Source organism: Pseudanabaena biceps PCC 7429, assembly GCF_000332215.1.
GTDB lineage: Bacteria > Cyanobacteriota > Cyanobacteriia > Pseudanabaenales > Pseudanabaenaceae > Pseudanabaena > Pseudanabaena biceps.
Genome location: NZ_ALWB01000178.1, coordinates 1 through 12120 on the forward strand (window position 1 = coordinate 1; position 12120 = coordinate 12120).

Here is a 12120-nt window from a genome sequence, read left to right on the forward strand (position 1 = left end):
TTTGGGCTTAGAGAAAGGGTTTGCGTAGCAAACCCTTTCTCTAAGCCCGTTTCAAATTATTCCGAACTCACGTTAAAAACCAAACCCAGTAAGGGTTTTCCAAGTTCAAAATGGCTACGCCATTTTGAGCTTTGGTATTAAAAACTACTTGGTATTTTTAATAAAGCGATCGCCTGTTGGCTAGAGATATGGGCTGAGGGCAAACTATCAATCCCCATCGCCACACAAAGTAAAGCCAAATAGAGAATCGAATATTTGAACACAGAACGGGCAATATTGCGATCGCTCGGTTCTTTTAATAGCTGGGTTGCCTTATAAATGAAAGTCGCGCCTAAGGCGATCGCCGAAAAGCCATAGACTAACCCCATGACATTGCAAGGATAAACCAGCAACAAGGATACGGGAATAATTAACAATGTATAGACCAAAATCTGATTGGCAGTTACTTCTGCACCCTTAACTACTGGCAGCATAGGCACACCAACCTTGGCATATTCATCGCGGATCATTAGGGCTAAAGCCCAGAAATGGGGAGGAGTCCACACAAAAATAATCGCAAATAACACCCATGCTGCCCAACTCAATTCACCCGTGACAGCCGCCCAGCCCACGAGGGGAGGAATTGCCCCTGCGGCTCCACCAATGACGATGTTTTGGGTGCTGGAACGCTTGAGCCAAATTGTGTAAACACCAACATAGATAGCGATGCCCGACATTGCCAAACAAGCGGCAAGAAGGTTGGCACAGACTGCTAACAAAGTAAAGGAAATCATCGCCAAGGCGATCGCAAAGATGAGTGCTTGCAAAGGGCTAATCCGCCCCGACGGAATTGGTCGCCAACTGGTGCGTTCCATTTTGGCATCAATATCGCGATCGTACAGACAGTTAATCGCATTTGCCGAAGCAGCGGCGATCGCTCCCCCCAAGACCGTAGTCAACATTAATAATCCATCAACTTGACCTTTAGAGGCAATCCACATCGCCCCTGCGGTAGTGATTAGTAAGAGGACAATAATGCGAGGTTTGGTTAACTCTGTGTAATCTTGAATGACATTGCGCCAATCGCGAGCCGATTGATTTGATCGATCAGCCTCAGCAAATATAGTTTCTGGGATCGCTGTTTCTTGCATTACGCTTAACTCCTAAAATATTTTGCAGATTACGGTTAGCGAATCGCAGGTTGCACTTGATTCTGTTCTTTGGTTTGAGATGGATCTTGTTTAGCCGCTCGAAATGCTAATACAGTAAAGCAAACAAGGGTTCCGAGTAATGCTGAGCCGATCGCTTGGTGGGCGATCGTTAATGGTTCAACTTGTAAATGTAGTTTGTAGGTAGCATAGCCAATCGCTACTTGTGAAAAGACTAGTAAACCGACAAGCAGGGAAATGCGCCGTAGCCAAGGCGAGATTGTCTTAGCAAGCCATGTCACCACGACAACGGCAATGCTAGAGATGCTTGCAGGAATTACACCTAATAAATGGGCATTCAAAACCACGCACATATCCTGTGTAGCAAAGCATTGATGCAGAGCCCATTGCGAAGCAACTAACGCCCCAAGAATACTTTGTAAGTACACAAAAATTGCTGCCGACAGCCCTAACCAAGCAATTTTTTTAGAGCCGAGATGATTTGCCGAACTTGATTGCTGGCTCAAGGTAGAAGCGATCGCCAACAAACTAGAGAAAAATAATAACCCCGTGCCCAAGTGAGCCGTGACGATATCAAACCTTAATAATTGGGTTACGGTCAATCCGCCCAAAATGCCCTGAAAAACCACCAGAGATAATGAACCCGAAGTCGCCCAAGGCAGCCAACTTGGTAACGATTTGCGGAAATACCAGCTCGCGCCAAACAGAACGATGGTGGCAAATCCGACCGAAGAGGCAACCAGACGATGAAACCATTCTAAAAAAACTTGGAGGTTCATCTGCTCGGCAGGTAATACCGATCCATAGCACAGCGGCCAATCAGGGCAAGCCAATCCCGCATTCATCACGCGAGTAGCACTGCCAATCGCCATCACCATCCAAGTGGCGATCGCAATTCCCAAAGCAATGCTACGGAGCAGAACTATAACTCGGTTTCTAATTTCAGGGTTACTTTCAGCGTTAATTTCAGAATTACTATTAGTCAGGTGTTCAGCCGCTCGTGCTGCTTTGTAAGAAGATAAAGAATCAGTCATGCAAGTGTAGGAGGTTCAGGCTTTCTTCGTGAATCTTGATAAAACTCAACAGAAGTATTGATAATAGTTACGATTCATATTAAGAGCAGTTCTAGATTTGGTAGGAGGACTTAACAATTTCTTCGTTAATTTCTTCGTTAAGTTTTGACATCGATCGCAGAAAAAGCCCTGCATAGCAGGGCTTTTTCTTGGTTATCACGGTCGGCTTCATAGGGTTGGGCGATCGCGGAAATTTTCCAAACGATTATCTATGCGATTTTTGATATTGTCTCTAATATTGTCTCTAATGCTCTCTTTGGGGCGATTGGGAGAACGATCGGGACGATTTTTTTGGATGATTTCATTGAGTTGCGATCGCTGTTGAGGGGTCAAGATATCTCGCATAGCCAACATTCTTTCAAAATGTTGCTTTTGGAGCTCCTGCTGAAGATTTAAAACTTGCGTATGTTTCTGGCGAATTACGGCGCTACTTTCATTACTAGCTAACAAATCCCGCAGCTCTCGATTGGCTTGCCGCGACTGTTGGGACAGATCGCGAATGCGATCACGATCGCGATCGCGAACCTCCTTAAGTTTTTGTAATTGCTCGGTGGATAAATTTAACTGCTTTAAAATTTTGCCCGAAGGCATATCGGCACTTTCAGAGCGATTGGGATGGTTTTCTGGCTTTGGCGATGGGATTTCTTCGGCTAAGGTTTGAGGATGGTTATCCGACTTTACTTGCGGCTGGCTGGCAACTTGGGATTGGCTGAGAGATTGCCCCTGTGGTTGCGATTGCAAAATATTGCTACTACTCAAAAAAATGCTGCTAGCCCCAACCACGGCAGCAGTGAGGGCGACATAGCGAAATATCTTGGAACTTAAAATAGATTTGAACATAGCATCTTCAATTTTTCGATAAATAATTCAATAAATAGTCAAAATCACTCATATTCAAGGGGGGATAGCTCCGACAAAATTTGGTTGTCTGTTGAGGTGGACGAGCTTGGGGTGGCAGTATTGTCACTAGCGTCCCAACTATAGATAAGTGATTGCTCGATATCAGCTCTGTCGGCTTCACCGATCATTTTCCCTTGGGGTTTCCCTTGGGTAATATTGGGCGCATTGGCAATTTGATACTGGGGCGTTCGACTCGTTGCCCAATTAAAAGCTACCCCTGTGGCGATCGCCACAGGAATCGCCAAAGCCCAAGGGAGCCAACGCCGCAGACTTGCTTTGAATGGTTTGGTAGCAGGTTGGGGATATTTACTAATCTCCGCAAATAGCTGCTGCTCAAAATTGGGGGCAGGTGGTGGCGCGGTCGATTTGTGCTGCTTGAGAAAAGACACTAAGGAGTCGTGCGAAGAGGATTCGTGAGAATTTTTAGGGGCCTCTCCACCAAAATCTTCGCTAAAATCCTGTGGTTCCTGAGTATATTTATTTTTCATAACTCGACTCCTTGCGCTTCTAAAAACTTTTTGATGGCACTGCGGGCATGAAACAATCTTGATTTCACCGTGCCTACAGGAATGGATAAAATTTCGGCAATATCTTTTTGAGGTAACTCTTCTAAATCGTGCAGTACTAGTACGGTGCGATGATCTTCACTGAGCTTGGCTAAACCGCGCTGCATTAGGTCTTGATAATGCATTTGGGTGAGGTTCGGCTGCGAATCACCATCACGGGCGATCGCCTCATCGGCAAAATTAGCAAGTTGCTCGTCTTCCACATTAATATTGCGCGATCGCATTTTGGCTAGAGCTTTGCGGCGATCGCTCGCAACGTTAAAGGCAATCCGATAGAGCCATGTCGAAAACTGCGAAGATTGACGAAATTTCGGTAATCCTTTCCATGCTCGTAAAAAGACATCCTGTACCAAATCATCTAAACCATCCGTGCCGCATAGCTGATATAGCGTTGAGCGCACCTTTTGCTGATGACGTTGATAGAGCTTTTTAAAGCCATGGGGATCGCCTTGCAAGCAAGCTTGCACGATACTTAGATCGGGATCGCTAAGACTAGGTTCTTCGATATTGGTGATTACCGTTTTGAACATCTACTATCAACCATCGTAGAGATAAGGAATATGGGCGGAGAAAAGCGGCTATTCCTAAGACCATGAGAGCAACTATACTTGTTGGGACTCGTTTATTGGGACTTATTGGGACTTGTTTATTGGGACTTATTGAGGCTCAATGAGACAATAATTACTCATTAATTACTCATTAAGGCAATAATTGAGGCAATAATTGAGGCAATATCGTTGGTAATCAACTTATAGGTTTTGACCGTCGTGATCTCAAAAAGGTTCATTCCTAAATTTATTCCTAAATTTATTCCTAAATATGGTTATCTCTAAAAGGCTCTACTCATGTCTGTTGTTAGCTCTGTATTAATTCCTATCATTAAACTATGGTTACGATCGCAGGTCGAACATATTGAATCTATCGAAATTGCGATCGCTGGTAAAAGTCGCCAGATCCTCAGTGGTGACATTCCTAAAGCGAATGTAATTGGGGTAGGGGCAAAATATCAAGGCTTAGCGGTTACCAATATTGACCTATGCGCTGAGGCGATCCATCTCAATATCGCGCAGATCCTCAAGGGGGAAACGTTAAGACTGCTCGATCCGATCCGCGTCACTATGGATGTAGAGCTTTCCGCCGCAGATTTGCAAAGTTGTTTGCGCTCTCCTCTTTTTCTAGAAGCGATCGCTACCGATGCGCCTCCTGTCGTTACTAGTGATGATCAAATTCGCTCTTTGCTCGAAACGTTATTACATAAACTAGGCGATGAATTTACACTGCATGATTTGGCGATTGTCGAGGGTCGGGCTAAATGTCGCGGTGAATTTGCGATCGCCGCTACCTAAATTATTTTCCCAGTCCAGAAAGCTAAGATATTCTTTTAATTTATTTCATGTCCTTGGCTAAGTTTATTTATCAATCTCAGAAATTGTTGGCGATCGCGTTGATCAATTTATTTTGTCTATTGGGCTGCCTAGCGATCGCGATCCAACCATCATGGGCGACATCGTTTGCGGTTAGGGTATTTGATGGCGATAACATTACGCTGATTGATCGCGGGATTAAAACCAAAGTGCATCTTGCCTGTATTGATGCGCCTGAGCTATTGCAAGCAGAAGGTGAACATGCGCGCAAAGTATTACAAAATGTCCTTGATGATGAAGAGATCGCTGTCAAGGTTTTTAAAAAAGATAAATTTGGACGCTACTATGGCGAGGTCTTAGCGGGTGGGCAAAATGCCAATAAAGTTATGGTGTCCCTCGGACTTGCCCATTACGATCGCCTTCAAGAAAAGGACTGTTCAGAATACGAAGCGATCGAACAAAAAGCACAGAGCAATCGCCTCGGAGTCTGGGCAAATGGCCCTGATGTTATATTACCGAGTCAGTTTCGCCGCGAGCATAAGTTATTAGGTGTTGGCTATTAACCCAGTTCGTCTAAATAACGTCAGTTCGGGTTAAGCTGGCAAACCCTTGCTCAAAGCCCGTTTCAAATCATCCCAAATTCACGTTAAATTAAGTAACTAACCCCAAAAGATACAGTGCAAATTCCTATAAGTGGCGGTGCTTTGCGCTGCTACTTATCTCTTGGAGAATACTCTTGGAGAATACCCTTAAAGCCAGATATAAAAAGGGCTGTGCATTGCACAGCCCTTTTTATATCTGGTTCTATATCTAGACATCACGACGACGGAAACGACCGCGACGTTTGGCATTTTCAGCCTTACGCTTACGTTTTTCGCCTGCGGTTTCGTGATACTGACAGCGACGAATATCTGCTAGTAAGCCAGCTTTTTGGATTTTTTTCTTAAATCGACGTAGAGCCGATTCAATCCCTTCATTTTCACCAACGATTATTTGAGTCATGCTTATTTAGGTAGCAAAGTATTGTTCTTAATTATGCTGTAGTTTGGCGCATTTTAATTTAGGCGACGGGTATCTAGCTTAGCAAATCTAAGCCAAAGTTGTAAAGTCTATTTTTGGAGATGCAAGGAAAATCGCGATTAGCTCATTTTTGGGGATCATTTTCCGTCAATATATCAATATATAGCTGTTTCTAAGCAAAAGGTCTGTCAAGAAATAACATGAGTCCCCATCCTTCTACAGAAGTTTATGATGCGATCGTAGTTGGCTCTGGAGCCAATGGCGGGGTTGCTGCCAAAGAATTGAGCGAAAGGGGTTTAAAAGTCCTTGTCTTAGAAGCTGGTCGGACTCCCGCGCCTACCGAGTTAGGCAATAATGTCAAGGATATGGCAAAGCGTTTTTATAACCTTGCGATCTCGAAACGTCAGTCCTATCAATCGATGCATCCTGGTTATTGGAAAGCTAACCCCGATCTGTTCGTTGATGAAAAGGATAATCCCTATACCACGCCACCAGAGAAACCCTTTTACTGGATTCGCGGTCGTCAGGTCGGTGGCAAAAGTCTTACTTGGGGCGGTATTACCCTTCGACTGTCTGACTACGAATTTAAAGCCGCAAGTCGCGACGGATACGATCAGGATTGGCCGATCGCCTATGCCGATCTTGCACCCTACTACAGCAAATTAGAAAAATTCTTTCAGGTGCGCGGTACCCAAGAGGGGCTCGACCAACTTCCCGATGGGGAATATCAACCTACTTTGCCCCTCACGCCCGCCGAACAGTATCTGCAAGAAATCGTAGAAAAAAAATGGTCTGACCGTCGGCTCATCCCTTCACGGGGGTTTGGAATACACCGCCCTACGCCATCTCAGCCCTGGCCGATGTATTCCAGTTTGGGTTCCTCTCTCAAAGCGGCGATCGCGACGGGAAATGTGACTTTGCGATCGGATGCTGTGGTCAGCCATGCGATCTTCGATCCCAATACCCATAAAGCTCGTGGGGTAGTATTTATTGATCGCCAAACGAAGCAAGCCCATGAAGTCTTCGCAAGAACGGTGATTTTATGCGCTTCCACAATTGAGTCGGTGCGGATTCTTTTGCATTCTACGGAGCAGTATCAACCCGCTGGTCTAACTAATCCCTCAGGAATGTTAGGACATTACCTCATGGATCACGTTTCCACTTCCACCTTCTTTTTACTCCCCCATATCAAGCAGACTCCCAAACCCTTCGACCTATCGGGATGCGATAGCTTCTTCATTCCTTGCTTCAGTAATTTGGCATCTCAGCAAGAAAGATTTTTACGGGGCTATGGCATTTGGGGCGGTGTACAACGTTTTGATTTGCCAAACGTTTTGCGTAAGGTTGGCGATGGCTCCATTGGCTTTATGATTGCCCATGGCGAGGTCTTGCCACGCTATCGCAACCAGATCGAACTGAATCCTGATGTAGTTGATGCTTGGGGCATTCCCGTGCCTCATATTGAATGTGCTTGGTCAGACAACGAACATTTAATGCTCGACCATATGCATAGACAGATTGATGAAATCATCAAGATCGCTGGAGGCAAGAGTATGCAGTTAACGGATATCTTTCATGTTCCCGTCTTTTCGGAGTTTGTAAGTCGCATGGAAGAGATAATGGCTTTTTCGGCTCCTCCAGGTTATTACATCCATGAAGTTGGGGGCGCGAGAATGGGAACTTCGCCCACTAATTCAGTAGTGAACGAACATAATCAGTTATGGGAATCTCCCAATCTCTTTGTTACCGATGGAGCCTGCTGGACTTCCTCTGGTTGGCAAAGTCCCACTTTGACCGAAATGGCAATCACCGCGAGGGCTAGCGAGTTTATCTCGGAGCAATTACGTAAAGGAGTTTTCTAGCAAGGATGAAGCGGCACGATCTCTAGTTCTATTCTTTAACTATACTGCCAATAAGAGAAGGGCGGCGTGAAGCGCCGCCCTTCTCTTATTGGGGTATATACAAAAAATTTTTTGGTTTAGATTGAAGCGCAAAGCGCTGAAAGAACTATTTTGCAAAAAATAGTAATGTACCTCCCGCCAAAAAGACGATTGACCATAATAGCCCCCAAAAAGCGGGATGACTGGAAACTTTGTTGCCATTAGCTGTAGATAGAAGCTCTAAATCCATCCAAGAAGCAACACCACGACGGAACCATCCTTTTACCTTGGTCTCAGAACCAATTAAGCCTTGTACACGCTTCATGCCAAAAAAGAAATTGCCTAAAGGTCCCCAACGGGAAGCATAGAGCAAATACATTAGACCTGATTTATCTTGCAGCATGATATCGGAACCAAATATGTAGCCCGCATCGCCACGACCGATCAAGGTTCCTTCCAACTGTACAGGTTGACCGCGTAGAGGACTGGCATAGGCATCAGACATGAGGGTAATCACATCGCTAGCTGGTGCATTTTGAGAACTGGGGTACATAATCGATCGCTTAAATAGCATTACCCCACCCAATAAAACTAAAGGAATGGCAAAAAATGCTTGCACTCCTCGCAATCCGCGCCCAAATAGAAATGCTCCGATCGCTAAACCGATTACAATCGCGATAAACTCTGCACCATAGAGCAGAACATCTTGATAGAAAGTACCGTAAAGGCGTTTTTTGTCGAGCAGCTTACCCTCAGCAGCCACGCGCCCCATATCGAATTCCATTTCTAACCCCAGTTGCTCGGCGTAGTTACTGAGGGCGCGAACCCGTTTGCCTGTCAGAGGATGAGTGGAATTTAATTCCATCCACCAACCCCAAGGATTAAAGAGATCCCAGAGAAATAGACGACCGATCTGTTCAGGAGAGGAAGTAATTTGGTAAGCCGTACCTGTGGTTGCTGCTGCCTTGGCATCGTAAATACCGATCGCGCGAGTACCCTGCATTAAACGGCTGGGTTCCTTTGATTTCCCTGTTTCTTGAATGATGCCATAGGCAATTTTAACCAGAGCACGCGATAGAGCATTGGGATTGCCCGTTTGTTCGGCGGCAAAGCAATCGGCAAAGTATTCTCTAGTGCGCGATAGATAGAGTAATAGATAGGTGCCCACAATATAGAAAACATAGGCAATAAAAGCAGCGATCGCCGCTGCATTTTCAGCCCGTTCGTCATTTACTTTTTTGCCAATCTCATGAATGGTGATATAGAGCAGATAGGTAATTTGGACTAAAGTAGAAGCCACAGTCATCACGGCAAAATCCCAATGAACGATATGCCCTAGCTCATGGGCATAAACCGTTGCCGCTTCATCATCATCGAGATATTTAAATAACCCCGCACTGACCACTATCCGAGCGCTATCTGGCAAGGCTCCATAGGTAAAGGCGGTGGGATTATTGTCATCGATAATGCCAATACGTGGCTGTTTAATCTTTTTGAGACTGCAAATGCGCTGAATTGTATGGGCAGATTCAGGGCTGAGTCGTTCGATTTCTTCAATCTTGACCCAACGCGTATGATAAAGCCAGCCCTGAACTAAATCCATAATCCAAGGCGATATAAAGAATACGATCGCATTGAATGCAATGGTAAAGAGCGCGGCAAGGCCAAATCCGAGAGCGGGATTGGAACTATCGACGATAAAAATAGTGGCAGCAACTAAAGAAAATACGATCCCTACGAGTAAAGCGATCGTAACGCTAGATGCAAGGGCAAGATTGCCTGCGACTTTAGCTGTAGCCAGAATAGCTCCAGCTTGTTTGGCTCGTCCCGCTTTACGAGGTAGTTCTGAGTTTGATATGGACATAAAAGCCTCTCTAGGTTGTTAGCATTAGTCCCGTAATTGTTGCTTGATGGAGCGCTAAGTAAGTGGGCTTAATTAATAAATGTAAAACCCTAAAACCTGTGGCGCTCGCTGCGTATGAGCCATAGTTTTTGGGGTTTTATATTTAATTGCACCTAGATACTTGTAGATATGATATAGCGATCGCTCTGATCATGCTATTTAAGAAAGATTAAAAACCCTAATATTAATTGTTCCTTCTCCACCGAATGCAAGTACCAATCATTTTCCCCGTACATATGCTTTTACAGCGCTTCGCGCTCAAACGAACCACAAGGAAATTTTTGAAAGCGTTGCGAAGCAACGCTTTCAAAAATTTCCTTGTTTGGGTTTGAGCGCAATGCGCTGTAAATGGTTTCTAAAATGGTTTCTAAAATTGGTAGCCGATGCTGAAATAAAGCGAAGACTCTTGCAAATTAGAGCCGCGATCACTGAGATTAACAAATGGAAGCGCATAATCAAGCCGTAGGTTTAGCCGTTTAACTGGCTCGAAAAGAATACCCAATCCACCACCAGCTAGAAAGTTTTGACTAGGAAGCAAATTGAGATTTCTGGAATTATTCCAAACAGTGCCGAGATCGATAAAAGGAGCTAACTGGAGAACTGTGCGACCTTCCTCATTTCGCGCCACCACAAATCGACTCTCCACAGAAAAGCGAATCCCATTATCACCTGAACGCGCATTTTGGCGGAAGCCACGTAACGATTGCCCACCACCAATCACAAACTGCTGCGAGGGTAAAAGCGGATCAGCCGACAGTTGAGTATCCAAAGAACCGATCAAAATTGTGTCAGTACCAAGAACCTGAACTCGTTGAATCTGCCCTAGCCAGCTAAGGAAAGCTGCACTAGGATTAGTAACAAAAGTTGCACCAAATAAGCCCGTCCCAAGACTAAACTGCGATCGCAAAGACCAAGCTCCTTCTGTATCGCGACTGGTATAGTCTTGCCCAAATTTAAATACACTAGTGCGGCTAGTTCCATCGGATTCAGGTCCAATTCCAAATGGTACTGCAAGATCGTTAAATAGGAATGTCTGACCTCTTTGATATTCATAGCCTAGAGAGAGCGCAAATTCTTCGCGAGGATTGCGAATCAAAGGCTGTCGATAAGTGGCCGCATAAACTTCATTATTGCCACGAATATTGAAGACATCAAATGGTGACTGGGTAATGCGATAGTTGCTGGGTGCAACCCGAAGTGAGACAGTTCCATTCATCGGATTGACGGGAATGCTAAAGCCAAAATCATATTGGTTAGAGCCACCTGTTGTGGTTCTGTAATAATTGGCTGTAAATACATCTCCCAAGCCAAAAAGATTGCGGTAGTTTAGCCCTGCGCCCATGCGCTCAGACCCAACCGCAGGAGGTGAGAAGTTATCAAAACTGACAGAACCTGTCAGTTGATTTGCCTCAACAACTGTAATCGTGAGTATACTCAAACCAGCTTTGCTACCAGCTTTGAGGCTAGCATCTACGCTTGTAAAATTGGGATCGGCACGGAGAAGCCGCAGTTGATCTTCGACGTTATTGGTGTTGAGGGGAGTACCAATTCCTAGCTCAGTTCGCGATCGCACGTAGTCAGGATTAAGTGCATTAACACCAACAACTTCGATTTTTTCGACTTTTCCTTCCAAAACCTGAATCTTGGCAACGCCATCAATGACACTTTGAGGAGTATACAGAGCTTGAGAAGTGACATAGCCATTACTGACATACAGTTGGGTAATGGCATTGGTGGCGGCTATGAGTTGCTCTTCCGTAACTGATTTCCCTTCGAGAGGTTCGATGATGGGACTGAGCTTCGCTGCATCGAAAACTGTACTGCCAATAACTTCAATTCTTTTAATTGGAATTGCTTGAGTGATTTGAGTTTGAGAAGTTTGAACTTGAGCAACTTGAGATGGAGAAGTCAGAGAAGAATGATCGTAAGAATTCAGGTAAGAATAGGAATGAGAGAAATAGAAGAAGGATCAATTAAAGCTTGACGGAAAAATCAATGACAGATTTACCTTGAGCTTTACAGGTTTGAATAACCGTCAACAAAGCGGCGGTATTGTGTAAGCCATCCATAGAACGGGAACCACCAGAAACTTTGCGTTTGGTAACGGCAAGCCTGAGATTACGCTCGGCACGATTATTATCAGGGGGGACAAGGGGATCATCAAGAAAATACCACCACTGAGCTGTATTTTTTCTTGAGGGAGTTTAACAAAAGCCCTGCGGCATATCCAACCTTGGGCAACCAGTCTGAAATGGCTTGGTTGACG

11 protein-coding genes and 2 pseudogenes are annotated in these 12120 nt (G+C 44.9%); 3 read left to right on the forward strand and 10 right to left on the reverse strand.

Going from position 1 to position 12120, the window contains the following annotated elements:
* Positions 1-137: 137 nt before the first annotated feature.
* From PSE7429_RS17110 to PSE7429_RS17130, 5 genes are all read right to left on the reverse strand, one after another.
* Positions 138-1130: a heme o synthase gene (locus tag PSE7429_RS17110; protein WP_009628545.1), complete on the reverse strand. Its 993-nt coding sequence runs from the start codon at positions 1128-1130 to the stop codon at positions 138-140.
* Positions 1131-1165: 35 nt separating this feature from the next.
* A complete protein-coding gene (locus tag PSE7429_RS17115; protein ID WP_009628546.1) occupies positions 1166-2182 on the reverse strand; it encodes a COX15/CtaA family protein in 1017 nt (338 codons plus the stop codon).
* Between the two features lie 207 nt (positions 2183-2389).
* Positions 2390-3061, reverse strand: a complete 672-nt coding sequence (locus tag PSE7429_RS17120; RefSeq protein ID WP_009628547.1) for a Spy/CpxP family protein refolding chaperone — start codon at positions 3059-3061, stop codon at positions 2390-2392.
* A gap of 44 nt (positions 3062-3105) precedes the next feature.
* On the reverse strand, positions 3106-3609 hold the full coding sequence (locus PSE7429_RS17125; RefSeq protein ID WP_009628548.1) for a hypothetical protein: 504 nt from the start codon (positions 3607-3609) through the stop codon (positions 3106-3108).
* A complete protein-coding gene (locus PSE7429_RS17130) occupies positions 3606-4217 on the reverse strand; it encodes a sigma-70 family RNA polymerase sigma factor (RefSeq protein WP_009628549.1) in 612 nt (203 codons plus the stop codon). Before PSE7429_RS17130 ends, PSE7429_RS17125 begins: the two co-directional genes overlap by 4 nt.
* Positions 4218-4532: 315 nt before the next feature.
* Here PSE7429_RS17130 and PSE7429_RS17135 point away from each other — a divergent pair, with 315 nt between their 5' ends.
* Positions 4533-5033 carry an LmeA family phospholipid-binding protein gene (locus PSE7429_RS17135; RefSeq protein WP_009628551.1) on the forward strand — a complete coding sequence of 167 codons (501 nt, stop codon included), beginning with the start codon at positions 4533-4535 and terminating at the stop codon, positions 5031-5033.
* Positions 5034-5080: 47 nt separating this feature from the next.
* Positions 5081-5614 carry a thermonuclease family protein gene (locus PSE7429_RS17140; protein WP_009628552.1) on the forward strand — a complete coding sequence of 178 codons (534 nt, stop codon included), beginning with the start codon at positions 5081-5083 and terminating at the stop codon, positions 5612-5614.
* Between the two features lie 247 nt (positions 5615-5861).
* Here the strand turns inward: PSE7429_RS17140 and rpsU are convergent, their stop codons facing one another.
* Positions 5862-6053 carry a 30S ribosomal protein S21 gene (rpsU, locus tag PSE7429_RS17145; protein ID WP_009628553.1) on the reverse strand — a complete coding sequence of 64 codons (192 nt, stop codon included), beginning with the start codon at positions 6051-6053 and terminating at the stop codon, positions 5862-5864.
* A gap of 218 nt (positions 6054-6271) precedes the next feature.
* On the opposite strand from rpsU, the gene PSE7429_RS17150 reads away from it, so the two are divergent.
* Complete coding sequence (locus tag PSE7429_RS17150) at positions 6272-7933, forward strand: GMC oxidoreductase (RefSeq protein ID WP_009628554.1); 1662 nt, start codon at positions 6272-6274, stop codon at positions 7931-7933.
* 145 nt (positions 7934-8078) lie between these two features.
* Here the strand turns inward: PSE7429_RS17150 and PSE7429_RS17155 are convergent, their stop codons facing one another.
* The 4 genes and pseudogenes from PSE7429_RS17155 to PSE7429_RS25465 form a co-directional block, all read right to left on the reverse strand.
* Positions 8079-9815, reverse strand: a complete 1737-nt coding sequence (locus PSE7429_RS17155) for a M48 family metalloprotease (protein WP_009628556.1) — start codon at positions 9813-9815, stop codon at positions 8079-8081.
* Positions 9816-10221: 406 nt separating this feature from the next.
* Positions 10222-11487, reverse strand: a complete 1266-nt coding sequence (locus PSE7429_RS17160; protein ID WP_009628557.1) for a ShlB/FhaC/HecB family hemolysin secretion/activation protein — start codon at positions 11485-11487, stop codon at positions 10222-10224.
* 3 nt (positions 11488-11490) lie between these two features.
* Positions 11491-11790 (reverse strand): annotated as a pseudogene (locus PSE7429_RS27300) (POTRA domain-containing protein); the annotation flags it as partial.
* 37 nt (positions 11791-11827) lie between these two features.
* Positions 11828-12120, reverse strand: a pseudogene (locus PSE7429_RS25465) (IS66 family transposase); the annotation flags it as partial.